We start from the raw sequence: 23,423 nt of genomic DNA, 5'->3' as shown, positions 1-23,423 counted from the left end.
TTGTATCTTAAACAGTAAAGGAATACGCATGAATCAATTTTGGCAGGGCGCAAAAACATATTTTAAAACAGCGGGTTTCAGGAAAATAATCAAAAGAGTTGGTTTTTTCTTTCTGGGAGTAGTTGCGCTTTTTCTAATATCTTCAGCGGTTTTAGCGCTTTATTTTAACAATAATAAAGCGGAAATTATAACCCAGATTAATGCTAAAATCAACGAAAATATTACGGGTACAATCGATATTGGCGATATCAGATATAAGTTTTTAAAGGGTTTTCCCAATATGACTTTGGTGTTAAGCCAAGTAGAATTGAAAGACAGTTTGTGGGCCGTTCACAAGCGTACGTTACTCAAAGCGGAACAAATTGAGATTCGCATCGATCTTTTGGACTTGCTTTCAAATGAGATTAACATCGACAAAATCGAAATTCAGCAAGCTACTTTGTATTTGTTTAAAGGAAAGAACGGAATCGTAAATACCGCTATTTTTAGGCCTCAGCCAAAAGGTGCGAAACCAAAAAGCTCGACCACTTCCTCCATCAATGAAATTGTTTTAGACCAAGTGCATTTCATCTCCGAGAATCAACTGGGAAATAAGTTATTTGATTTTGATGTTCTTGCTTTACGAAGTAAAATAGATTTCAATGATGACAATTGGCATACGAAACTGTATCTGAAAACGCTTGCCAAAAACATGGCTTTCAATACCCAAAGAGGGAGTTTTATTAAGGATAAAATCGTGGAAGGCGTTTTGATAGTTGACTTTTCGAACCAGAAAAACCAGATTAGTGTGGCAACCGAGAATCTCGAAATAGGAAAAGAACGGTTTGACATTAACGCGCATTTTAGTTTGGACAAAAACAAGTCGCCTTTTGATATTGCCATTGCCACAACTATTTTATGGAAGGATGCTTCGGCATTATTGAGTGCTAATATCAGCAACCGAATCAATCAATTTGACTTGAAAAAGCCAATACGTGTGGGTTGTACGATTATTGGCGATATGAATGCCACGGGCGATCCGGAAATTGTGGTGACTACAAAAATAAAAAATAATGAACTGAAGATACCGGACGGAATTATTTCCGACTGTAGTTTTGAAGCCAGTTTTACCAATCAATATGAAAAAGGCGCTGGCTGTAATGATGTTAATTCTACCATTACTTTAACGAATCTTTCGGGGAAATATAAAACGATTCCTTTTACAATTCCAATCGGAATTATTTCCAATTTTGAAAAAACAACGGCGGCAGGAAGTTTTAAATCAGATTTTAATGTGTCCCGATTGAACGAGATAGTTACTAAGGATTTTATCCATTTTTCTGATGGTCAAGCCAAAGTGAATCTGGAATTTAAATTTGATATTTTGGATTTAAAAATACAAAAACCGTTGTTCACGGGAAATGTAGCCGTTAAAAATGCAACGGTAAATTATGGTCCGCGGAATTTGACTTTCGTAAAAACAGACATTCAGCTTGACTTTACGGAAGAAGCGCTTTTGATAAAAAAAATTAATTTTAAAGACCGTCGCAACGCGGTTTTTATGGAGGGAAAAATTGATAATTTCCTGACTTTGTATTACGAAAACCCAGAAAAAATGATTGTGAATTGGGATATTTACGCTCCTTTTCTGGATGTCAAACAGTTTGTGGGTGTCATTACTCGTTCAGGGCAGAAATCCCCAAAAAAGCAGTATAAAAAAGATGATTTTTCAGAGGAACTGTATTCCGTAATTGATAAATGCCAAGTGGTTTTGCATTTAAAAGCAGATAAAATGGTGTATAGTAAATTAGAGGCGACTAATGCTAAAGCCACGGTTTTATTGGTCAATAACCAGTTAATCGTAAAAAATGGTTGGGTACAGAGTTCTGGCGGAACGATTTCTTTTGACGGGAAATTAGCTCCAAGAGGAGATTTTTTCTTATTGGAATCCAATGCAAAAATCAATCGGGTGGATATTGCCCGTTTTCTAACTTCGTTGAACAATTTTGGGATTCAGTCTTTTAAACCTAAAAATATAAAAGGGTTTCTGACCGCTTCGGCATCGGTTAATGGAACACTGCTTTCCGGAGGACAATTAAAAACAAATTCACTTTCCGGGGCTGCTAAATTTGATGTGAATCAAGGGGCGTTGGTCGATTTTGAACCTATTAAAAATATTGGTAAGTTCGCTTTTCCTTTTAGAGATGTCGACAATATCGTGTTCAGGGATTTGTCCGGAAACTTTAAAATAAATGGCGATTTAGTGTATGTGAATGATTTGAAAGTGAGTTCTAACGTTTTAAATTTAGATGTAAATGGCATATATTCGTTTAACAGAGGAACAAATTTGGCTATGACAATTCCGCTGAGAAATCCAAAAAAGGATGAGTTCATCACCGATAAAATAGAAAGAGCTGAAAAGCGCAATAAAGGAATTGTATTGCATTTACTGGCTGTTGACGTAGATGGGAAAATAAAAATCAGATGGAATAAAAACCACGAATAAATACCTATATCACATGAAAAAAATACTGGCTGTTCTTATCGTTATTACTTTATCCGGATGCAAAACCATGATGGAGAATCAAACAGTTTCAAAAGCAAACATCAATTCCGTACTTGATGCCTGGCATAAAGCCGCCGCAGAAGCTAATTATGATGCCTATTTCAGTTTGATGGCTGATGATGCTATTTTCATTGGTACCGATGCAACCGAGAATTGGAATAAAACTGCTTTTCAAGCCTATGCAAAACCGCATTTCGATAAAGGGAAAGCTTGGAGTTTTACTGCTTTGGAACGTCATATTTATTTTGATGAAACGGGTAAAACTGCTTGGTTTGATGAATTGTTGAATACCCAAATGAAGATTTGTCGTGGTTCAGGTGTTTTGATAAAAATAGGTAAGGGGTGGAAAATAAAACACTACGTTTTGTCAATGACGATTCCAAATGAAAATTCGGATGAAGTTATAAAAGTTAAGGCTTCTCTTGAAGATGCAATGATAAAAACATTGAAATCGAAACAATAAATCCGTTTAGCATTTTTGGTAGGATTACTTTTTTTACATAAAAAAACCTCTGTTTTTTAGCAGAGGTTTTTTATTAGATATAAATCCTAATACTTACCAGATTTTGACTCTTTTCTCTGGAGCCAGATACAAGGAATCGGTAGGTTGTATGTTGAAAGCGGTATAAAACTCAGGAATATTGCGCACTACACCATTAACTCTGAATTTTGCCGGCGAATGTGGATCAGTAGCGATTTGATTTCGCAAAGCTTCGTCACGAGTTTTATTTAACCAACATTGTCCCCAGCTTAATAACACGCGTTGTTCACCGGTGAAACCTTCTAAAACGGGCGATTCTTTTCCTTCCAGACTCATTTTGTAAGCTTTTAGGGCAATGGATAATCCGCCTAAATCCCCTATGTTTTCCCCTTGGGTAAATTCCCCATTCACATTGAGGTCAGGAAATACTTTGAATGTGTTGTACTGCGCAACTAATGCGCCTGTTTTTTGTTTAAAAGCGGTTAAATCTTCAGCTGTCCACCAATTGCGCAATACTCCGTCACCATCAAAGGTGCTTCCTTGATCATCAAAACCATGACCTATTTCATGACCAATTACAGCTCCAATTCCGCCATAGTTTGCCGCGTCTTCTACTTTTACATCAAAGAAAGGGGGTTGTAATATGGCTGCAGGAAATACGATTTCATTAAGTGGCGGATTGTAATATGCGTTTACGGTTTGTGGAGTCATTCCCCATTCGGTTCTGTCAACAGGTTTTCCTAATTTGTTAATTTGTCTGTTGTATTCAAAAGTGGTGGCTTTTTGTTGGTTTCCATACAAGTCACCTTTTACGACTTTCAAGGTAGAATAATCTCTCCATTTGTCAGGATAACCAATTTTTGGAGTGAATTTTGAGAGTTTGTCCAAGGCTTGTTTTTTGGTTTCCGGACTCATCCAATCCAGATTTTTTATGCTTTCCCCGTAAGCTTTAAGAAGGTTTTTAACTAAAAGTGTTACTTGTTCTTTGGCTTCAGGAGAGAAGTGTTTTTTTACATAAACCTTTCCAACGATTTCACCAAGACTATTGTTTACTCTATCAACACCTCTTCTCCATAACGGTTGTTGTACTTGTATTCCGTTAAGGGTTTTGCCATAGAAGTCAAAATTTTCATTGTCTAAAGCGGTGTTCAATGATGTTGCCGATCCATGAATGGTATTCCATTTCAGGTAGGCTTTCCAAGTGGTTAAAGGTGTTGTTTTTATGATTGTATTGAGTGATTTGATGTAATCAACTTGTGCAACGACGATGTTTTGTTGGTTCAGGATTCCTGCGTTCTGTAACATGCTGGCCCAATTAAAATCAGGCATGAGTTGGTTCAAATCTTTAATAGCATATTTGTTGTACAGTTTTACAATGTCACGGGTTTGTTCTTTTTTCATGTGTTGGGCAGCCAAAACAGTTTCTAATGCCATGATTTTTTTAGATAAATCAGGTGCATTGGCTATTCCGCCTAGTTGCAGCATCTTCTCGATATGGGTTACATATTTTTTTTGAATTTCTTTAGATTTGGCATCTTCAAGGGAGTAATATTCTCTATCCGGCAATCCTAAACCACCTTGCCAAGAAATAAGCATGTATTGGGTTGGATCTTTTAAATCTTCCATTACCGAAACGGAAAAAGGAATGTTGCTTCCGGATTTATTGGCGTATCCAAAATAAGCAGACAGATCAGTGTAGTTGTTTATTGCATCAATTTTTTTGTATTCCGGAAGTAAGGGCGCAATTCCTTTTTGATCCCTTGTTTTAGTGTCCATGTAGGCTTCATAAAAGTCCCCAATTTTTTGTTCATCAGAACCGGCTGCAAAATCACCTTTGGAAGAAGCTTCGATAATGGCTTTTACGTCTTCTTGTGATTTTTCATAAACCATATAGCCAGCACCGTAAGAGGCTTTGTCATCTGGTATTTTAGTGTTTTTTTTCCAGGTTCCGTTGACATAGGTATCAAAATTATCACCTGGTTTAGCAGATGTGTCCATGTTTTCCTTGTTAATCCCGGAAAGGAGCAGGTCTGATTTTTCAGAAGTGTTAAAAGCACCTAACAACAAAATGGAAGATACCAACACGAGCTGTGTTTTAATTGGGTATGGTTTTGGTTTCATAAGTTGGATTTTAGAATATAAATGTAATTAAAAAAAAGCCACATTTTTATAATAAATTGATTATTAAATACTTAAAACAAAATTAGTTTTTAACTAAGAGACTTCAACCATTGGTTTTCCTCATTTGAATGGTTTTTTAGACGAAATAGATAAATGTTAAAGCACTACAACATTGGCACTTTATAGAAAGTAAAAGTGAATTATGATATGCATTTGAATAGGAGTAAAATAGAATGATAAAACGATGCGGTCCAAACAATAAATTTATTTAGAATCATCGGAGAAAAGCAGTTCGGCTAAACGCTCGTCCCTTATATAAATGTCGTTGTAAAAATTAATTTCTCCTAAATCATTTACCCAGGCGGTAAAATAACCAATGTGAATTGGGATTTTCTTTTTCAGGATGTAAGCCGTTTCCTTTTCGCCTTTCATGGCCTCATTGATGCGTGTTATAGGCCAATCCGGATCGTCTTTTAAAATCAAAAGCGCCAGATCTTTCGCTTTTTCAATATTAATGCAGCCATGGCTATACGCCCGGTATTCGTATTGAAATAAATCTTTAGACGGCGTATCGTGTAAATAAATATCATCAGAGTTTGGAAAGACAAACTTAACGAGCCCCAAGGAGTTTCTGGGACCGGGTTTTTGTCTGGCATTGCCATTGTTCCATTCAATGTTGTGTTTTTCCAGATAATTTTCGTCCCGTGCAATGGCATCGTTTAATTCATTTTTAATGATGCTTTTGGGAATATTCCAATAAGGACTAAACACTATTTTAGTTATATTGCTACTGAGAACAACTGTTTCGGTCATGTTTTTCCCCACAAGGACTTTTGACTCTAATATATTTACACCATCTTTTTTATAAAAGAGTTTATAGGAAGGAATGTTTATAATGATGTGTTCGTCTGCTATTGTGAGCTTTGGGTCAATCCATCGGCAGCGTTCCATATTTGCTATGATGGTTTTAATATATTTCTCTATCGGGATATTCATGCGTTGAATGTGCTTGGCTGCAATGAGATAATCTGTTTTGTAGCCATTTCTCTTTTTATAATTCAATATGCCTTCCATTAATTCAGCATCGTACACATTACTTTTAGAGTCTTGTTTTAAATCTCCCGTAACGGCAAGTCGCTGTCTTATTTGTCCAATGGTTTTAGAACTGTCTTTTGGTTTGAATATTTTTTCCACAGAATCTATTGTTATGGTATTCCATTCACCATTTTGCTCTATTTGGCGGTATCTTTTTAAAACATCTCGCAGTTTGTAATATTGCCCAAACAGTTGTTTTTCGTTTTTACTTAATAGCCCAGGATCAACTAATAAAGAGTCTAAAAGATTTTCATAGGATAGATTTTTTCGAGGTAAAAACCATCCCATTTCTTCTATTTTTTCAGTGTCAATTCCTTTGTATACTTTTTTAGCATAAAAAACATACATGGATGACAACATCAGTTCTGTTTCGGTTTGATATAGATCATCCGAATTAGTGTCATTAAAAACACCGTCAATTTTTTCTTTGTAAGCTATTCGCGATTTTAAACCTTCTTCTTCCAGTTGATTTACTTTGGAATATAATAAATTGGCAAACTCAATGAGTCCTTTTTTATCAAACCAAATGGAGTGGTAATTTCGTTTTCTGTACAGCGCTTTTACATCGGATTGGTATTTTTTTAAATTGGGATATTTCTTGAAAAATACGGGAACTAAAGTGCTGTCAATTGGAATTGTGGATTTGTCAATTTTATACTTTGATAGTGTTAGAGCAAAAGTGGTTTCATTAGCCGTTTTGTTTTTATTACGGTAAGCTGAAGAGGGTAAAAAACCAAATAATATAATTGCAATGGATAAAACAAAGTGTCTCATGGCATGATTATTTGTATAAAGGTAAAGAAATATTTTATAGGTTAAAAGTGAATTAACAGTGCCGTTAAGAGTTGAAAGGGTTGTAATTGGACTAATTTTCAAAACGTTTTTTCATTTTTTCGTCTGTTGGTCGTTCGGTCTTATATATTTCCTTAATTTTGCCGAAATATTCTGAAAAAGTGGGAAGTAAAAATAAATTAAAAAGGTTCAAGGAAAACGAAACATTCGATAACGTTTTTCAACCAACGAGAGAAGAAGTAGTAGGAGATTTGTTTCCGCTTAAAGGCAAATGGAATTCGGAATTCTTCAAAAACGAAAATCCATTAGTGCTGGAATTAGGCTGTGGTAAAGGAGAATATTCAGTAGGTCTTGCCGAAAGATATCCAAATAAAAACTTTGTAGGAATCGATATCAAAGGAGCGCGTTTCTGGCGTGGAGCTAAAACGGCTGTTGATACTGGGTTGCACAATGTCGCTTTTATCAGAACCCAAATCGAATTAATCAACCACATTTTTGCTGAAAATGAAGTGGACGAAATCTGGATTACTTTCCCAGATCCACAAATTAAATACAAACGCACAAAACACAGAATGACGAATTCGGAGTTTTTGCAATTGTATAAAAAAATCCTTAAAAAAGACGGTGTCGTAAACTTAAAAACCGACAGCGAGTTCATGCACGGATACACCCTTGGGTTATTGCACGGCGAAGGACACGAAGTTTTATATGCCAATCATAATGTATATGTAAATGAGGGAAGTCCGGAGGAAGTGACCGCATTTCAAACTTTTTATGAAAAACAATATTTGGAAATTAACAAAGCAATTACGTATATTCGATTTAAAATTAAAGAATAATTTTGCTTTTTTGATCCTCGTATCTTGCCTATGAATTTAATTGTTTCTTTGTTTTTGGGTTTAATTACAGCTTTTGTAGGGATTACACCTCCGGGGTTAATCAATATGACAGCCGCCAAAGTGAATCTGAAAGAAGGAAAGACAAGCGCGTATTGGTTTGTTTTAGGAGCGGTAATTGTGATTTTTTTTCAAGCTACATTGGCAATATTATTTGCAAGGTATATTGAAGGCAGACCAGATGTTATTGTGTTGCTGCGAGAAGTGGGATTTGTTATATTTTCAGTACTGACCATTTACTTCTTGCTGATTGCCAAAAAGCCAAAAGCGAAGAAGGGGAAAATTAAAAAGAAGAGTACTTCTACTCGTTTTTTTCTTGGAATGTTACTCTCTGCACTTAATTTTTTTCCCATTCCGTATTATGTTTTTGTAAGCATCACTTTAGCTTCTTATAATTTGTTTGTGTTTGATATTTCCCATGTTTTTGTTTTTGTTACCGGTGTGGTATTGGGTTCTTTTTTAGTTTTTTATTTATACATCACTTTCTTTCAGAAAATAGAAGGCAAAACAGATTATATGATGAAAAACATGAATACCATCATAGGAAGTATAACAGGATTGATAGCTTTAATCACCTTGATTAATATTATTCGATATTATTTGAGGTAGTTTTAAACAGAATAAATATCTTTTTATCTGATTTTATAAATATGTCAAACGACAACTTTTTTGAACGTGTGTACGCCATCGCCAGACAAATTCCTTACGGAAAAGTCACTTCATATGGCGCTATTGCAAAGGCTTTAGGAACTGCTCGTTCTGCTCGAATGGTGGGTTGGGCAATGAATGCTTCGCATAATCTTGAAGATGTTCCGGCGCATCGTGTCGTAAACAGAAAAGGATTGCTCACAGGAAAACTTCATTTTGACGGAACAAATCTGATGCAACAATTATTGGAAAACGAAGGCATAGAAGTTGTTGATAACCAAATTGTAGATTTCGAAAAACATTTCTGGCAACCAGAAGTTAGGATTGAGTAGTTTTTGAAAGTTCAATACAGTAGCTTTTTTGTGGTCAAAAGCGGTATTTTCTCTAAATAATCGCCCTCAATTTCGTCATCAATAAATGCAATACAAATCCTTTATAATAAGAACTTTTCATAGTATCTTTGTAATCTGAAATCAGTTTAAATAAAGATAATATTCTGGCGCTGAAATGCCAATAGAAAACAGTAAACTAAAAATGAAATTAGATAGAAAAGACATTCTTAAAGCTTTAGAAACGATTACTATAGCTGGAGAAGGGAAAAATATGGTTGAAAGTGGTGCAATAGCAAACGTAATTACTTTTGGTGATGAGGTTGTGGTAGATTTAGTATTGCACACACCGGCGATGCACATTAAAAAGCGTGCAGAAGACGATATCAAAAAAACAATTCTTGAATTAGTATCTCCGGATGCAAAAATCAAAATCAATAGTAAAGTTGAGGTTCCGGACAAACCAGAAATCAAAGGAAAATCAATTCCAGGAATAAAAAATATTATCGGAGTTGCTTCTGGAAAAGGAGGAGTAGGAAAATCTACTGTGACTGCAAATCTAGCGGTATCACTAGCTAAAATGGGTTTTTCAGTTGGAATCCTTGATGCCGATATTTACGGACCGTCTATGCCCATCATGTTTGACGTAGAAAATGAAAAACCAGTTTCTGTAACAGTCGATGGGAAATCAAAAATGAAACCCGTTGAAAGCTATGAAGTAAAAATTCTTTCAATTGGATTTTTTACGGCGCCAAGTCAAGCGGTAATCTGGAGAGGACCAATGGCTTCTAAAGCGTTGAACCAAATGATTTTTGATGCAGACTGGGGAGAATTGGATTTTATGTTAGTCGATTTGCCACCAGGAACAGGAGACATTCACCTTTCTATCGTACAATCATTACCAATTACGGGTGTTGTTATAGTAAGTACTCCACAAGCAGTAGCTTTGGCCGATGCTAAAAAAGGAGTTTCTATGTTCATGTCAGAGGCTATAAATGTTCCTGTTTTAGGAATTATTGAAAACATGGCATACTTTACACCGGAAGAATTACCTGAAAATAAATACTATATCTTTGGAAAAGAAGGAGCCAGAAATCTTGCTGAAGATTTAGAAGTTCCATTCCTTGGCGAAGTGCCAATCGTACAATCTATTCGTGAAGCAGGAGATTACGGTCGTCCGGCAGCAATGCAAACAGGTTCAATTATCGAAACTGTTTTCGAAGAAATCACTAGAAACGTAGTGCAGGAAGTAGTAAGCAGAAACGAAAATTTACCTGCGACAGAGGCTGTTAAAATAACAACTATGGCCGGTTGTTCCGCAGTAAAAAAATAGAAGCTAGAATGGTTGAAATGATTTTTAATCTTTCAATTTTCTAATCTTTCAATCTTTAAATAAAGAAAATGACAACAGAAGAATTATTTGTAGAAGTTCAAAAAGCACTCGAAGAAATCAGACCTTTTTTGAATTCTGACGGTGGTGATATCACACTGATTTCCATCGAGGACGACAAACACGTAAAAGTACGTCTCGAAGGAGCATGCACCAGTTGCAGTGTAAACCAAATGACACTAAGAGCAGGCGTGGAAACCACCATCAAAAAGTTTGCACCACAAATAGAAACCGTTGTAAATATTCTATAATTTTTTTGGGGCGTGACCCTTTTAAGAAAAAAGGCTACTCGATATAATGGGTAGTTGCCTTTTTTCTTAAAAGCGTCGGGCTATCCGCGCTACTTCGGTAGCTTGCTGCTATCCCTCACGCACAAAAAATCCGCATTCCAAAAGTATACAATTGATTAACCAACCAATTCCAAATTTAAAAATGGATGTATTAATAAAAATTAAAGATAGAGAAGGAGTAGTGCATGAATTACAGGCTCCTACAGATATGGCCATGAATATCATGGAATTATGTAAAGCCTATGAACTTCCTGTAGAAGGAACTTGTGGCGGAATGGCCATGTGTGCTTCTTGTCAATGTTATGTTCTTAATGACGTACCTTTACCGGAAATGGGTGATGATGAGGAAGCGATGCTTTCAGAAGCATTTTACGTAAAATCAAACAGTCGTTTGGGCTGTCAAATCCCAATCACGGAAAGCCTCGAAGGATTAGAACTGGAATTGGCTCCTGAAAATTAATAAAAAAGCGTTTGCCTCGGCAAACGCTTTTTTATTTGTAATCTTTTAGATTTGTCGGGCCTTCAAGTACTTCTCTTACAACCTGAAGAATGCCATTCTCCTTTGTGTCGATAAACCATTTTATAAGTGTTATCGTTCCATTTACAATTTCAATTCCAGTGATACTTCTAGGATGTACGCAGCTTCCGTCATTGAAGTAGGGTGTCGTGTTCTGACTTGGATAAGAAAAACTAGGACGATGCGTATGGCCCACAATAGTAATTTTTCGATTATTGTTCTCAATCCATTTTTTGATGCGCAGTTCGATTTTTATTCGTTCTACATAATTTTTAGCGGGACTTGTGGGATCTGATATTCCCCAAATTTGCAACGGTTTCCATAAGATGCGCACCATAAATCTATTGATTTTCCAACCCACATAATTCATGAAATCGGCCTGATGACCATGAGTTAAAAACAATTCCTGATTGGTTTCCTGATGCACTAAAACGATGGATTCGTGGCATTGTATACCAGTGAACAAGGGTTCAATTCTGTCGTTTTGTGTGTTTGTATACGTCGTAAGCGTTTTTTCTACATGATCTTTATCTCGAAAAGTCATTTCATGATTACCCCAAATTTTATGGTACCTATTAGAATCATGAAATTTCTTTAGTAAAAGATAGACGTTTTTGTGTGCTTCGAAAATAGTTTTAAAAAAAATATTTTCCCATAATTCATCCCCGTCACCCAACTCACAATACGTAAAGCCATCGTTATAATATTGGGTCATCGCATGAAAATAGACGTTTCGATTACTGGCAAAATCATCAGCAAAACTGTTGTCGCTTCTGTGGCAGTCACTAAAAAGGATAAATTTTGATTGATTGTCAAAAGGAATTCTTTTGGCTTCTTTGTAAGCTTTTGTTAATCGTTCTTGGGAGGACATTTATTTATTTTAAAAATAAAGATAAAAAAAATAGCGAAGAAAGCTGTTTTTTCATTGATACTTCTTTTACCGAATTGTTTTTAATTGTTTAAAGCAGTCGTTGCTTTTGGTAAAATTCGCTCTACAAATAAAGAATACGCTAATTCAGAAGGATGCAATCCGTCTGAAGCGACAAGGTTCTTGTTTGTTAAGCCTTGTCTGGTGATGTCTGTTATGTTTATAAATACTATCGCATTGTCATCGCAGTATTTTTTTGCAAAAGCATTATACTGATCTATTTCTGTAGAAATTGTTGTTTGGTTTCCCGATGTTTGACCAAAAGGAGTATAAGCGTAATCTGGAATAGAAACCAAAATTACATTTGTTTTATCCCCTTTTGCAAGAGCGATAGCTTTCTTTACTAATTCAGGAAATTCTTTTTCATACAACGAAAAATTCCTGTTTTGATATTGATTGTTTACGCCAATTAATAACGTGACCAAATCATAATTAGAAGCTAGATTCTGTGTGTTTACTGCCGAAATTAAGTTGGAAGTAGTCCAGCCGGTTTGTGCAATAATTTTCAAAGAATAAGTATTGCTCACATTCAAATTGCCTAAACTTTTGGATAATTGTGCTGGGAATCTGCAGGTTTCACATACGCTCTGTCCGATAGTGTAGCTGTCTCCAAGGGCTAAATAATTATAAGACTTGGCTTGTGTTTGCGGAACTGTAACTATTGGTATGGAAGTTGTTTCAGAAATTGGGTTTTCAGTACTGCAACTCACCATAAAAAGCAATGAAAAGAACGTAACTATTACTTGGAATTGTTTTTTCATTATTTTGAAATTTGATATAGTTCATTTCTAAATAATAGTTACGTTTATTTGGAAGTATTGGTTTTAAGCCAATTCTACATTCATCATAATTGTTTCTTCGATAGCATCCCAAAGTCCTATGCGTTTTTCTAAGGCTAAAATTGAAATTTCTTCTACATCAGACCATTTTTGATCATCAGTTCCACAAAGTTCTGTTATCATTTTCATTGCCATTGGACCATGATCATCAGCGTCTAACTCGATATGTCTTTCGAAATAATAAATGAGTTTGCTCAAATCAGTTTGCGGGAAATTTTCTTGAAAGTTTTTCAAAATAGCGGTAAACATACTTGGGATTAAATCTTCTCTTCCAAAAGTGAATGCAGCTGCAATCTCATGAGATTTCCCTTCGTCAATAACTCTGAAAGTAAAGTCTAAGAAAGCTTTAATATTAGGGTGTAAATTGCTTTTTTTGATGGCAACAAATATGTTTTTAAGCGAATTTACTTCGGATAAAAAATGTTCGATTCCAGCAGTATTTGCTCCACAAGCTTCCATCGCTTCAATGTACATTTCATAATGACTTTGGCGACGACCATCAATTGTCAAATCAGATTCTTCAGCTAGGACTATTTCGTTTATCAAATACCTGGTTTCAGGATTTTCAGTGGCAAACCAAGGAGTTGTTGTACACGTTAATTTGGACTGTAATGCTTTTAATAAAGACATAAAATCCCAAACTGCATACACGTGATTTTCAAGAAAGCACTGTAAGTCCTCAATTGTTTTTACTTTTTTATATAAAGAATGTTGTAACAATAGTTCTTTTTGGGGCTGAATGCTATTGTTGATTGTTTCAATATTCATGAGTGGTATTTTTATGTAAATATAAAAAAGCTTCTTGTTTCCAAGAAGCTTTTTCTATCAATTTTATAAATACTTTAATAGTTGTTTGTTACTACTTAAAAGCTGGAATTCCAGTGATATCCATTCCAGTAATTAACAAATGGATGTCATGGGTTCCTTCATACGTAATTACAGATTCAAGATTCATCATGTGTCGCATGATAGAATACTCTCCTGTAATTCCCATTCCGCCCAACATTTGTCTGGCTTCGCGAGCAATATGAATGGCCATATCTACATTGTTTCTTTTGGCCATAGAGATTTGAGCAGTTGTTGCTTTGCCTTCATTTCTTAAAACGCCTAATCTCCAAGTCAATAATTGTGCTTTGGTAATTTCAGTAATCATTTCGGCCAATTTTTTTTGTTGTAATTGAGTTCCTGCAATAGGTTTGTCAAACTGGATTCTTTCTTTGGCATAGCGCAAAGCGGTATCGTAGCAGTCCATAGCAGCGCCAATAGCACCCCAAGCAATTCCGTAACGTGCTGAATCAAGACAGCCAAGTGGTGCTCCTAATCCAGATTTATTTGGCAATAAGTTTTCCTTTGGCACTTTTACATTATCAAAAATCAATTCTCCGGTTGAAGACGCACGAAGCGACCATTTGTTATGGGTTTCCGGCGTGGTGAAACCTTCCATTCCGCGTTCTACAATTAAACCGTGAATTCTTCCTTCTTCATTTTTTGCCCAAACAATGGCGATATCTGCAAACGGAGCATTTGAAATCCACATTTTAGCTCCGTTCAATAAATAATGGTCACCCATATCTTTAAAGTTGGTAATCATACTTCCTGGATCTGAACCATAGTTTGGTTCAGTTAATCCGAAGCATCCCATAAACTCGCCAGTAGCCAGTTTTGGTAAATATTTCATACGCTGTTCTTCATTTCCGTATTTCCAAATTGGATACATCACCAAAGATGATTGTACTGAAGAGGTAGAACGAACGCCAGAATCACCACGTTCAATTTCTTGCATGATTAAACCGTATGAAATCTGGTCTAAACCGGCACCACCATATTCTTCAGGAATATAAGGGCCAAAACCACCAATTTCACCCAAACCTTTTATGATTTGTTTTGGAAATTCTGCTTTTTGAGCATATTCTTCTATAATAGGAGATACTTCACGCTTTACCCACGCTCGTGCAGATTCGCGCACTAGTTTGTGTTCTTCAGTCAGTAAGTCGTCTAAGTTATAATAATCTGGAGCTTGAAATAAGTCTGGTTTCATGGTTTGGTAATTTTAAGTGATGCAAATTTACAGAAAGAAATATAACAAAAGCATTAATAAATGTTATATTTTTATGAATTCGATTCGTTTTGTAATGAATACAAGTGTCTAAAGTACAAATAAAGGTTCAATTAAACAGGAAACTATGGAATTTTGGGGATTGTATTAAAGCAGGATCTTTATGTCTCCGAATAAAAATCTTTAGTTATTTATTTAATCATAAATTTGTAGGTTTATATATTGATAAAATTCTGTAATTTATCCCTAATTTGCTTGAGATTAGAATTAAATCATTGCATTTCATTAACTAAAAAGTTGCCTCTAAAGCATGGATATGACCTTAAAACGAATTACAGTAATTTTGTTTGGTTTGTTAGCACAAGTCTCAATTTCTCAAACAAAGCAAATAAAATTAAAGTTAACAAGTAATGCTGACACCTTTAACTTAAACCAATATGAGTCGGATTTAAGACCTTTGTCTTATACTGATAATTTCATAGGGATCCCTCTGCTAGATTCCTTAAGGTTTCATTTCGTGGCAATTGATTATGTTCAAAATACTTTCGATCTGCTTAAAAATAATAAAGTCGAAAAGAAAAGAGCGCTTGAATATTTTAGAAAATTAAAAATAGATACGCTAACCTTATCGCAAAAGAAAATTGATCAAGAACTAATTATACTAATAGGGTTTAAAAAGAATAAACAAATACTAATTGCAGATACCAATAAGAATAAGGATTTTAGTGATGAAATTAAATATGAATATGAAGTAAATCAAAATGCTGACGAGGACGCTTTGGTGAACAGTTATTTACCTTCAGTTTATAAATTTGAGTATTTTGAAAATAATCAAATTAAAAATTTTGAAAGAAAGTTTGTTTTAGTACCTGATAGAGAGAATGCAATATCCCAAAAGATTAGTAAAGAAGATAGTCCTTATTTATCTTTTATTAAATTTGTAGATGCTTGGGTAGGGAAAGTAGATGGTTATGAGTTTTATTTTTCTGATTTTTATACTAAAAGTCAATTCTATGTTAAAGATAAAAACACTAATTTTTCAGAAGATTTTGTTTTTAATAATCAGTACAAATATTCCTTTAATGATACAATTACTATCAATAATTCAAATTACACCATTAAAAGACAGTCTGAAATGGATTCATTGTATCTAAGTCCAATCAAAAAAGGGCCTATCAAACGATTTGCAATTGAGAATAAAATACCGTTAAATTATTCTTTTAGAGATTTAGACAACAATAATTTTATTCTAAAAAATGTTTTAAAAGATAAGGATTTTTTACTTTTAGAATTTTGGGGTACTTGGTGCGGTCCTTGTCTTAAATTTAATCCACAAATTAGAGAATTCTATAATTTAAACGAAAAAAAAATAAGTATTCTTGGCATTGCTGTTGATCAATCTAATGAAAAAGTATTAGAATATGTGAAAAAAAATAATGTCAAATGGCAGCAAGCATTTATAAAATTAAATAGTATCAATACTTTTATAAAACAACTAAATATAAAAGCATATCCGACAGTCGTTTTGCTAAATAAAAGAGGTGAAATTAAATTTGTCGGTGCTGGAGATAAGATTTCCTTAGAGTTGATTGCTAAAATAATTGAAAAATAGTTCACGTTTTGGTGTTACATTTATTTAGAACCTTTTATTGTTAGGTTTTATGACACTTACATCTTCAAGTAAAAATCCTTAGTCAATTCAATGTATTGGGGAGTATATTGATGTCTTGAAGTTTCGATAATTAATGTGTCAATTTGAAAATCAATAGTTTCTTTTCGCGTAAATGCGAGTAAGCTGCGTTTGATTTCGGTAGTTGGAGTTCCTTTTACTCTTGTGATTTTTACTGGGTATAATTCGTATGCTGAGGCTAGTGCCAAGAAATTTTCTTCTTCTTTGAAAGGAATAATTAAAGCGAATATTCCGTTTTCCGAAAGTAATAAATCAGCAGCCTCAATCAAATCCTCAAAAGGCATAGCGTCTGCAAAACGGGCTAAATCACGCTGCTCGTTATCAGATTTGTAATCATCAGTATAAAATGGGGGATTGGAAACAATTAAATCGTACTCGTCTTCTGGTTCTTCTACAAATTCATCTAAACCGACATGAAAACAAAATAAGCGATCACTCCAAGGGGAATTTTCAAAATTATCTACAGATTGCTCGTAGGCTTCTTCGTCTATTTCTAAAGCATCAATTTGTTCCGCGTTGCTTCTTTGCGCCAGCATTAAAGCGATTACGCCTGTTCCGGCTCCAATATCTAAAATACTAAATGGATTGTTTTCAATGGGTGTCCAAGCGCCAAGTAAAACACCATCAGTTCCAATTTTCATGGCACAACGGTCTTGTTGGATGGAGAATTGCTTGAATGAAAACATGATGATTAAGATTGTAAATTAACGATTTTTGATTTCGGATTTTTTGTAAATGCGGATTTACTGGATTTCAATAAATAGTATAGTAAAATGAAGTCTTTGATTTTATCGATTAACCGAATAAACAAATAACCGATTAAACTTTCTAAAGATACATTTCGATCAACCCTTCAGGTAAATCCATGATGACTTTTTTGTTTTCCCTGTCAATTTTTACAAGAAAATGGTCAATCATAGGGATAAGAATTTCTACATCACCGTTTAAAACTTCAAAAAGAGGTTGGGCAGTAGTGTCATTTATGGATTGGATTTTTCCAACAACGCCAAGACGTTTGTCTTCAACTTCAAAACCAATTACTTCATGGAAGTAGAATTTATTGCCGGAAAGTTTTGGCAACATATTTAAAGGAAGATAAATGGCGTTGCCTATAATAGCATCGGCATCTTCTTCGGTATTCATATCTTCAAAACGAATTCTAAGAAAGTCGTTTTTGTGCAGTGAACTGCTTTCAATAAAAAAAGGAACCAAGTGTTTGTTGCATTCAACAAACACTGATTCCAAGTTTTCGTATAACTCAGGTTCGTCCGTGTCTAAATAGGCAAGAACTTCCCCTTTGAAACTAAATTTTTTAGCGATTTTACCTAAATAGAAACAATCTTCTTTACGCATGTTCGCCTTCTAAAATTATGCTTCAGTTGTTTCGTTATTTTCTTCTGCAGCTGGAGCTTCTTCAACTTCAACTTCAGCAACTTCTTCAACAGCAGGAGTTGCAGCAGCGATAGCATCAGCTTCTGCTTGAGCAGCTGTAGCTAAACGTTTAGCATTAACATCTTGTTCTGCTTTGAAAGCTTTAGCTTTAACATCAGCTTGCGCTTTTGTTAAGCCTTCTTTTTTAGCATCAACTTTTCCAGATTTTGCTTCTAACCAAGCAGCTAATTTTGCATCAGCTTGTTCTTGAGTTAAAGCTCCTTTACGGATACCTCCATCAAGGTGGTGTTTCAATAAAGCTCCTTTGTAAGAAAGAATTGCTTTTGCAGTATCAGTTGGTTGAGCACCATTGTGCAACCATTTTACTGCGCTATCAAGGTTTAATTCGATAGTTGCTGGGTTAGTGTTTGGATTGTAAGTACCTATTTTCTCTAAGTATTTACCATCTCTTTTTGAGCGAGCATCTGCTGCTACAACCCAGTAAAAAGGTTTTTGTTTTTTACCGTGTCTTTGTAATCTAATTTTTACTGACATAATCTTGTGATTAAATTTTGAGGTACTCGACCTCGATTAATTAAGGGTGCAAAGATACATTTTTTATCGATAAATACTAATTCGATTGGTATTTTAATGAATGATACTGTTTTAGGTATGGCTATTGTTTTTATTTTTCAGTACAATTTTATTTTTTTAAGGTCTAATGTCATACTTTTGTTTCTCTAAAAGATGCATTTTATGAAAAAATATTTTTTGTTTATTGTCGTGCTTTTTTCTTTAATCTCTTGTGAAGAAGATATTAGTTTTAATAATCCTTCACTACAAGGCATGAAGGATAATGTGTTTTGGAGAGGGGTGCAATCTAGAGCAACACTAGCGGCTGATGGGTCTTTGCTCATAGAATCCTTTACAGCAAATGAAACACTATCCTTAAAAACTACATCTACAACTGCTCAAACTTATTTTTTAGGAACCAGTGAGTCCAAAAAAGCGATTTATACAGTCACTGATGCTACAAATGGTTTGGTTACTTTTTCTACAGGTTTTGGGATAGGAGAGGGGCAAATTGTAATAACCGAATATGACGCTGTTAATAATACCATCACTGGTACTTTTAAGTTTAATGCTGAAAATACAAATAGTAACTCGTTAGCCAGCCAGGTTGTTAATTTTCAGCACGGAGTTTTTTATAAGGTTCCTGTAGTTCGTTCTCTTGTTCAGTAATCTACGAGGAGTTGGTTTCTTAAAACACTTTGAGCATTTGCTTTAGGATGTTCGTTTTCTTTTTTTGAAATTAAAATAAAAACATAAATAAGCTAATATATAGTAGATTAGAAAAAAATTAGAGTACATTTGTTCTATTATTTAAATAAGTACATATGAATATTTTTGTTGGAAGCCTTCCATTCAGTATTGAGGAAGCAGATTTAAGAGAGTCTTTCGAGGCTTACGGAGCAGTTGATTCAGTTAAAATTATTACTGATAAATTTACTGGAAGAAGTAAAGGATTTGGTTTTGTTGAGATGCCAAATGATGACGAAGCTCAAAAAGCAATTGATGAATTGAACGGAGCTACTGTTCAAGGACGTGCAATTGTAGTAAACAAATCTGAGCCTAAACCAGAAGGTGAAAGAAGAAGTTTTAACAATAACAGTCGTGGTGGAGATTCACGCGGTGGTTATGGTGGTGGAAACAGCCGTGGTGGAGATAACCGTGGTGGTGGAAACAGAGGAGGATATTAATATTTTTTTCTACAATATAAAAAAAGGTGTCAATTTATTGACACCTTTTTTGTTGCTTATTATTTTGTTTAAAGCTGAGTAAAAGCTAAAAGTGAGTGTTGTTTTTCAGGTTGTAATCTTAGCTATTACTCAATTTTTAAACAAAAGAAACTTTATAGATTAGCAACTAACCAGTCGCCAACTTCACTAGTTTTATACGCTTTTGCATCTTTTCCAGCTAAATCCTCTGTTACAATTCCTTGTTCCAATGATTTGTTAACTACTGCTCTAATAGCTTCTGCTTCTTCTTTTAATCCAAAAGCATCTTCAAACATCATCGCAGCAGATAAAACCGTCGCTAATGGATTAGCAATATTTAATCCTGTAGCTTGTGGATACGACCCGTGAATAGGTTCGTACAATGAAGTGTGTTCTCCTACAGATGCAGATGGCATTAATCCCATAGAACCTGATATTACAGAAGCTTCATCCGTTAAGATGTCTCCAAATAAGTTTTCAGTAATCAAGACGTCATATGAATTCGGCCATTGTACCAAACGCATGGCAACCGCATCAACAAATTCATAACTTACTGTTACTTCAGGATAGTCTTTTTCCATAGCTTGTACAGTTTCTCTCCACAATCGTGAAGTTTCCATTACATTGGCCTTGTCCACACAACATAGTTTTTTAGTTCGGGTCATCGCCAATTCAAAACCTTTTTTGGCTAAACGCTGTACTTCAGGTCTGGTATAAGTACAGGTGTCAAATGCAGTTTCGCCATCGTCTTTTCTTCCTTTTTCTCCAAAATAGATTCCTCCAGTAAGTTCTCTCAAGAAAACCAAATCAGTTCCTTCGATGCGTTCTCTTTTCAAAGGAGAATTGTCAATCAAAGATGGGAAAGTAAATGTTGGACGTACATTTGCAAACAACCCTAATTTTTTACGCATCAATAATAAACCTTGTTCCGGTCTTACAGGAGCACTTGGGTCGTTATCGTATTTTGGGTGCCCAATGGCTCCAAAAAGAACTGCATCTGCAGCCATGCAAATTTCATGCGTTTCATCAGGATAAGGAACTCCAACAGCATCAATAGCACAAGCTCCTGTAAGAGCTGGAGTCCAATTGATTTCGTGGTTAAATTTTTTTGCTATAGCATCCGAAACTTTTACAGCTTCATTGATTACTTCTGGTCCAATTCCGTCTCCGGCTAAAAGGGCTATGTTAAATTTCATTAGGTCTATTTTATATTAATGTATTTCTATTTGTTATTGGGCTGCAACCACATTCAACATTTTCTGGGTTGCTATAATTGCGGCAACTGTTTGGTCTGAATCCAGTCCCCTGGTTTTGAATTCTTTTCCATTATTTGTCCAGGTAATTATGGTTTCACATAAAGCATCAGAACTACTTCCTGGTGGGATTCGTACGGCATAATCGATTAATTTAGGCAATTCTAAATTTTTGCTTTTATATATTTTTGCCAAAGCATTCATAAAAGCATCAAATTGACCGTCGCCTTGTGCATGCTCTTCAATGACTTCCCCATCTATTTTTAGAGATAAAGTGGTCGATGGGCGTAATCCTTTGGCGTGAGACAATATATATGATTCAACAACAACTTTTTCTTGATAAGACTGGCTGTCTAAAACATCAGAGATAATATAAGGTAAGTCTTCTTTGGTGACTGTCTCTTTTTTGTCGCCTAACTCAATGATTCGCTGCGTAACTAATTTTAGATCTTCTTGATTTAATTTTAATCCTAATTCCTGAAGATTTTTTTCGATATTGGCCTTGCCGGATGTTTTTCCTAAGGCGTATTTTCGTTTTCTTCCAAAACGTTCTGGAAGCAAATCATTAAAATACAAATTGTTTTTATTGTCTCCATCAGCGTGAATACCGGCAGTTTGCGTAAACACATTGTCGCCAACGATAGGTTTGTTAGCAGGAATTCTATAACCGGTAAAAGTCTCCACTAATTTACTTACGGAGTATAATGATGATTCTTTTACACCGATTTCTATTTGCGGAAAGAAGTCATTTATTACAGCAACAGTACTTTCAAGTGGTGCATTTCCGGCGCGTTCTCCCATTCCGTTTACGGTTACGTGAAGTCCTTGTATTCCTGCTTTTACAGCTTCCATTACATTAGCGATACTTAAATCATAGTCATTATGGGCATGAAAATCAAAATGAGTATCAGGGTATCTTGCTATAATTTCCGAAATAAATTCAAAAGTTTCTGAAGGGATCAAAACGCCTAAAGTGTCCGGTAGTAATACTCTTTTTATAGGTTGTTTGGTCAGAAAATCTAAATATTGAAACACATATTCAGGTGAATTGCGCATTCCGTTACTCCAGTCTTCAAGATAAACATTTGTTTCAATATTATTTTCCTTAGCCAAAGTAATGGCTTGAGCAATTTCGGTAAAATGTTGTTCGGGCGTTTTCTTTAACTGATGCGTTAAATGGTTGAGAGATCCTTTGGTTAGTAAATTTTGAACTTTAGCTCCCGTTTTTTTCATCCAATCTATTGAAAGTCCACCATCAACAAAGGTTAAGACTTCGATTCGGTTAGAATATTCTTTCTCATTAGCCCAAGCCATAATCCCTTTTACACCTTGAAACTCACCTTCACTTACACGTGCTGAAGCAATTTCGATTCTATCAATATTTAATTCTTCCAGCAATAATTGCGCAATGGTTAGTTTTTCTGCAGCAGAAAATGATACTCCCGAGGTTTGTTCACCATCACGGAGCGTCGTATCCATTATTTCAATTTTTCTTTTTTTCATTATAAATTTGATGCTAAAAGTGGTTTTGACTTCGGTAATTTGAAATCTTGCCGATGTGTTTTATAAAAGGTAAAGCAGTTATCTGGCTTAACAATACTATTGAGCTTGAGATAACTGCATTTTTATTGTTAGTTTCTAGTAAGGAAGTTTATTGGCAAACCCAACAATTTCTTCTTTGATGTTTTGTAAATAATCAATATCATCAAAACCGTTAACCATATTGTCTTTTTTGTATCCGGAAATATCAAAAGATTCTTTTTGACCAGTTGCTTTTAATGTAATGGTTTGTTCCGGAAGATTTATTTCCAATTCTGTTTTTGGATCAGCTTCAATAGCCTTGAAAATAGTTTCTGCAAATTCAGGACTCACTTGTACTGGTAAAACACCAATGTTTAAGCAATTTCCTTTAAAGATGTCTGCAAAAAAACTAGACACAACTGCACGAAATCCGTAATCGTAAACGGCCCAAGCCGCGTGTTCCCTAGAAGAACCTGAACCAAAGTTTTTTCCGCCTACTAATATTTTTCCACTGTAAGTTGCGTCATTCAATACGAAATCTGCTTTTGGAGTACCATCTCCATTGTATCTCCAGTCTCTGAAAAGATTGTCTCCAAAACCAACACGTTCGGTCGCTTTCAAGAAACGTGCTGGAATGATTTGATCGGTATCTACATTTTCTATAGGTAACGGCACTGCGCTACTGGTAAGGATATTAAATTTATCGTATGCCATTTTATTTTTTATTTATGATTAACGATTTATGATTTTAGATTTACCTCAAGGAAAATGGAATCGTAAACGCTAACTAATATTATTTTATATTCTATAATTTAAACTGAATGCTGTGTCGATTTTAACGAAATCTGAAATCAAAAATCGTTACTCTACATTCTGAAATCTT

Annotated in this window: 23 protein-coding genes; 11 read left to right on the top strand and 12 right to left on the bottom strand. The window is 34.9% G+C overall.

Annotation, left to right across the window (positions count from 1 at the left end):
- Positions 1–28: 28 nt before the first annotated feature.
- A complete protein-coding gene (locus tag QLS97_RS01130; protein ID WP_282713853.1) occupies positions 29–2,485 on the top strand; it encodes an AsmA family protein in 2,457 nt (818 codons plus the stop codon).
- Between the two features lie 13 nt (positions 2,486–2,498).
- On the top strand, positions 2,499–3,008 hold the full coding sequence (locus QLS97_RS01125; protein ID WP_282713852.1) for a nuclear transport factor 2 family protein: 510 nt from the start codon (positions 2,499–2,501) through the stop codon (positions 3,006–3,008).
- A gap of 93 nt (positions 3,009–3,101) precedes the next feature.
- Here QLS97_RS01125 and QLS97_RS01120 read toward each other — a convergent pair whose 3' ends face one another.
- Together QLS97_RS01120 and QLS97_RS01115 are read right to left on the bottom strand one after the other, a co-directional pair.
- Complete coding sequence (locus QLS97_RS01120) at positions 3,102–5,147, bottom strand: M13 family metallopeptidase (protein WP_282713851.1); 2,046 nt, start codon at positions 5,145–5,147, stop codon at positions 3,102–3,104.
- 264 nt (positions 5,148–5,411) lie between these two features.
- A complete protein-coding gene (locus QLS97_RS01115) occupies positions 5,412–7,016 on the bottom strand; it encodes a L,D-transpeptidase family protein (protein WP_282713850.1) in 1,605 nt (534 codons plus the stop codon).
- 179 nt (positions 7,017–7,195) lie between these two features.
- Between QLS97_RS01115 and trmB the strand changes: the two genes are divergently transcribed.
- From trmB to QLS97_RS01085, 6 genes are all read left to right on the top strand, one after another.
- Entirely contained in the window at positions 7,196–7,873 is a 678-nt protein-coding gene (gene trmB / locus QLS97_RS01110) for a tRNA (guanosine(46)-N7)-methyltransferase TrmB (protein ID WP_282715517.1), read from the top strand.
- Positions 7,874–7,903: 30 nt separating this feature from the next.
- On the top strand, positions 7,904–8,539 hold the full coding sequence (locus QLS97_RS01105) for a LysE family transporter (RefSeq protein WP_282713849.1): 636 nt from the start codon (positions 7,904–7,906) through the stop codon (positions 8,537–8,539).
- A gap of 41 nt (positions 8,540–8,580) precedes the next feature.
- On the top strand, positions 8,581–8,910 hold the full coding sequence (locus QLS97_RS01100; RefSeq protein WP_199074752.1) for an MGMT family protein: 330 nt from the start codon (positions 8,581–8,583) through the stop codon (positions 8,908–8,910).
- Positions 8,911–9,112: 202 nt separating this feature from the next.
- Positions 9,113–10,240, top strand: a complete 1,128-nt coding sequence (locus QLS97_RS01095; RefSeq protein ID WP_282713848.1) for an Mrp/NBP35 family ATP-binding protein — start codon at positions 9,113–9,115, stop codon at positions 10,238–10,240.
- Positions 10,241–10,308: 68 nt separating this feature from the next.
- Positions 10,309–10,548 carry a NifU family protein gene (locus QLS97_RS01090; protein ID WP_113636516.1) on the top strand — a complete coding sequence of 80 codons (240 nt, stop codon included), beginning with the start codon at positions 10,309–10,311 and terminating at the stop codon, positions 10,546–10,548.
- A 181-nt stretch (positions 10,549–10,729) separates the two neighbouring features.
- Positions 10,730–11,047: a 2Fe-2S iron-sulfur cluster-binding family protein gene (locus QLS97_RS01085; protein ID WP_073205174.1), complete on the top strand. Its 318-nt coding sequence runs from the start codon at positions 10,730–10,732 to the stop codon at positions 11,045–11,047.
- A gap of 31 nt (positions 11,048–11,078) precedes the next feature.
- Here the strand turns inward: QLS97_RS01085 and QLS97_RS01080 are convergent, their stop codons facing one another.
- The 4 genes from QLS97_RS01080 to QLS97_RS01065 all read right to left on the bottom strand — a co-directional run bounded on the left by QLS97_RS01080 (position 11,079) and on the right by QLS97_RS01065 (position 14,909).
- Positions 11,079–11,975, bottom strand: a complete 897-nt coding sequence (locus tag QLS97_RS01080) for a serine/threonine protein phosphatase (RefSeq protein ID WP_282713847.1) — start codon at positions 11,973–11,975, stop codon at positions 11,079–11,081.
- Between the two features lie 80 nt (positions 11,976–12,055).
- Entirely contained in the window at positions 12,056–12,793 is a 738-nt protein-coding gene (locus QLS97_RS01075) for an SGNH/GDSL hydrolase family protein (protein ID WP_282713846.1), read from the bottom strand.
- Positions 12,794–12,856: 63 nt separating this feature from the next.
- Entirely contained in the window at positions 12,857–13,639 is a 783-nt protein-coding gene (locus QLS97_RS01070) for a DUF3050 domain-containing protein (protein WP_282713845.1), read from the bottom strand.
- A gap of 91 nt (positions 13,640–13,730) precedes the next feature.
- Positions 13,731–14,909, bottom strand: coding sequence for an acyl-CoA dehydrogenase family protein (locus QLS97_RS01065; protein WP_282713844.1), 1,179 nt, complete (start codon positions 14,907–14,909; stop codon positions 13,731–13,733).
- Positions 14,910–15,237: 328 nt separating this feature from the next.
- Between QLS97_RS01065 and QLS97_RS01060 the strand changes: the two genes are divergently transcribed.
- Positions 15,238–16,539 carry a TlpA family protein disulfide reductase gene (locus QLS97_RS01060; RefSeq protein ID WP_282713843.1) on the top strand — a complete coding sequence of 434 codons (1,302 nt, stop codon included), beginning with the start codon at positions 15,238–15,240 and terminating at the stop codon, positions 16,537–16,539.
- A 56-nt stretch (positions 16,540–16,595) separates the two neighbouring features.
- Here QLS97_RS01060 and QLS97_RS01055 read toward each other — a convergent pair whose 3' ends face one another.
- From QLS97_RS01055 to QLS97_RS01045, 3 genes are all read right to left on the bottom strand, one after another.
- Positions 16,596–17,303 (bottom strand): tRNA1(Val) (adenine(37)-N6)-methyltransferase, encoded by a 708-nt coding sequence (locus tag QLS97_RS01055; protein WP_282713841.1) that lies wholly within the window; start codon positions 17,301–17,303, stop codon positions 16,596–16,598.
- A 142-nt stretch (positions 17,304–17,445) separates the two neighbouring features.
- The gene (gene rimM, locus QLS97_RS01050) at positions 17,446–17,970 is read right to left on the bottom strand and encodes a ribosome maturation factor RimM (protein ID WP_282713840.1); all 525 of its coding nucleotides are present in this window, start codon (positions 17,968–17,970) and stop codon (positions 17,446–17,448) included.
- Positions 17,971–17,985: 15 nt separating this feature from the next.
- Positions 17,986–18,543, bottom strand: coding sequence for a 30S ribosomal protein S16 (locus QLS97_RS01045; protein WP_282713839.1), 558 nt, complete (start codon positions 18,541–18,543; stop codon positions 17,986–17,988).
- A 201-nt stretch (positions 18,544–18,744) separates the two neighbouring features.
- Here QLS97_RS01045 and QLS97_RS01040 point away from each other — a divergent pair, with 201 nt between their 5' ends.
- On the top strand, positions 18,745–19,230 hold the full coding sequence (locus QLS97_RS01040) for a DUF6252 domain-containing protein (RefSeq protein ID WP_282713838.1): 486 nt from the start codon (positions 18,745–18,747) through the stop codon (positions 19,228–19,230).
- Positions 19,231–19,385: 155 nt separating this feature from the next.
- On the top strand, positions 19,386–19,748 hold the full coding sequence (locus QLS97_RS01035) for an RNA-binding regulator (RefSeq protein WP_099713722.1): 363 nt from the start codon (positions 19,386–19,388) through the stop codon (positions 19,746–19,748).
- 152 nt (positions 19,749–19,900) lie between these two features.
- Here the strand turns inward: QLS97_RS01035 and leuB are convergent, their stop codons facing one another.
- The 3 genes from leuB to leuD form a co-directional block, all read right to left on the bottom strand.
- Entirely contained in the window at positions 19,901–20,962 is a 1,062-nt protein-coding gene (leuB, locus tag QLS97_RS01030) for a 3-isopropylmalate dehydrogenase (RefSeq protein ID WP_282713837.1), read from the bottom strand.
- A gap of 33 nt (positions 20,963–20,995) precedes the next feature.
- Positions 20,996–22,522 carry an alpha-isopropylmalate synthase regulatory domain-containing protein gene (locus QLS97_RS01025; protein WP_282713836.1) on the bottom strand — a complete coding sequence of 509 codons (1,527 nt, stop codon included), beginning with the start codon at positions 22,520–22,522 and terminating at the stop codon, positions 20,996–20,998.
- Between the two features lie 135 nt (positions 22,523–22,657).
- Positions 22,658–23,254, bottom strand: coding sequence for a 3-isopropylmalate dehydratase small subunit (gene leuD, locus QLS97_RS01020; protein ID WP_282713835.1), 597 nt, complete (start codon positions 23,252–23,254; stop codon positions 22,658–22,660).
- Positions 23,255–23,423: the final 169 nt, after the last annotated feature.

The organism is Flavobacterium yafengii (genome assembly GCF_030010375.1).
Taxonomy (GTDB): Bacteria; Bacteroidota; Bacteroidia; order Flavobacteriales; family Flavobacteriaceae; genus Flavobacterium; species Flavobacterium yafengii.
The sequence above is the reverse complement of the archived record's forward strand: the minus strand, read 5'-3'. Positions and strand labels throughout refer to the sequence as shown.

What these genes read in the sequence shown, in the direction of transcription:
- QLS97_RS01125 (WP_282713852.1), top strand. Translation starts at nt 2,499, where the DNA reads ATGAAAAAAATACTGGCTGTTCTTATCGTTATTACTTTATCCGGATGC.
- QLS97_RS01130 (WP_282713853.1), top strand. Translation starts at nt 29, where the DNA reads ATGAATCAATTTTGGCAGGGCGCAAAAACATATTTTAAAACAGCGGGT.
- QLS97_RS01085 (WP_073205174.1), top strand. Translation starts at nt 10,730, where the DNA reads ATGGATGTATTAATAAAAATTAAAGATAGAGAAGGAGTAGTGCATGAA.
- QLS97_RS01035 (WP_099713722.1), top strand. Translation starts at nt 19,386, where the DNA reads ATGAATATTTTTGTTGGAAGCCTTCCATTCAGTATTGAGGAAGCAGAT.
- leuB (WP_282713837.1), bottom strand. Translation starts at nt 20,962, where the DNA reads ATGAAATTTAACATAGCCCTTTTAGCCGGAGACGGAATTGGACCAGAA.
- rimM (WP_282713840.1), bottom strand. Translation starts at nt 17,970, where the DNA reads ATGCGTAAAGAAGATTGTTTCTATTTAGGTAAAATCGCTAAAAAATTT.
- QLS97_RS01100 (WP_199074752.1), top strand. Translation starts at nt 8,581, where the DNA reads ATGTCAAACGACAACTTTTTTGAACGTGTGTACGCCATCGCCAGACAA.
- QLS97_RS01025 (WP_282713836.1), bottom strand. Translation starts at nt 22,522, where the DNA reads ATGAAAAAAAGAAAAATTGAAATAATGGATACGACGCTCCGTGATGGT.
- QLS97_RS01105 (WP_282713849.1), top strand. Translation starts at nt 7,904, where the DNA reads ATGAATTTAATTGTTTCTTTGTTTTTGGGTTTAATTACAGCTTTTGTA.
- QLS97_RS01060 (WP_282713843.1), top strand. Translation starts at nt 15,238, where the DNA reads ATGGATATGACCTTAAAACGAATTACAGTAATTTTGTTTGGTTTGTTA.
- QLS97_RS01055 (WP_282713841.1), bottom strand. Translation starts at nt 17,303, where the DNA reads ATGTTTTCATTCAAGCAATTCTCCATCCAACAAGACCGTTGTGCCATG.
- QLS97_RS01070 (WP_282713845.1), bottom strand. Translation starts at nt 13,639, where the DNA reads ATGAATATTGAAACAATCAACAATAGCATTCAGCCCCAAAAAGAACTA.
- leuD (WP_282713835.1), bottom strand. Translation starts at nt 23,254, where the DNA reads ATGGCATACGATAAATTTAATATCCTTACCAGTAGCGCAGTGCCGTTA.
- QLS97_RS01045 (WP_282713839.1), bottom strand. Translation starts at nt 18,543, where the DNA reads ATGTCAGTAAAAATTAGATTACAAAGACACGGTAAAAAACAAAAACCT.
- QLS97_RS01115 (WP_282713850.1), bottom strand. Translation starts at nt 7,016, where the DNA reads ATGAGACACTTTGTTTTATCCATTGCAATTATATTATTTGGTTTTTTA.
- QLS97_RS01040 (WP_282713838.1), top strand. Translation starts at nt 18,745, where the DNA reads ATGAAAAAATATTTTTTGTTTATTGTCGTGCTTTTTTCTTTAATCTCT.
- QLS97_RS01095 (WP_282713848.1), top strand. Translation starts at nt 9,113, where the DNA reads ATGAAATTAGATAGAAAAGACATTCTTAAAGCTTTAGAAACGATTACT.
- QLS97_RS01090 (WP_113636516.1), top strand. Translation starts at nt 10,309, where the DNA reads ATGACAACAGAAGAATTATTTGTAGAAGTTCAAAAAGCACTCGAAGAA.
- QLS97_RS01120 (WP_282713851.1), bottom strand. Translation starts at nt 5,147, where the DNA reads ATGAAACCAAAACCATACCCAATTAAAACACAGCTCGTGTTGGTATCT.
- QLS97_RS01080 (WP_282713847.1), bottom strand. Translation starts at nt 11,975, where the DNA reads ATGTCCTCCCAAGAACGATTAACAAAAGCTTACAAAGAAGCCAAAAGA.
- QLS97_RS01075 (WP_282713846.1), bottom strand. Translation starts at nt 12,793, where the DNA reads ATGAAAAAACAATTCCAAGTAATAGTTACGTTCTTTTCATTGCTTTTT.
- QLS97_RS01065 (WP_282713844.1), bottom strand. Translation starts at nt 14,909, where the DNA reads ATGAAACCAGACTTATTTCAAGCTCCAGATTATTATAACTTAGACGAC.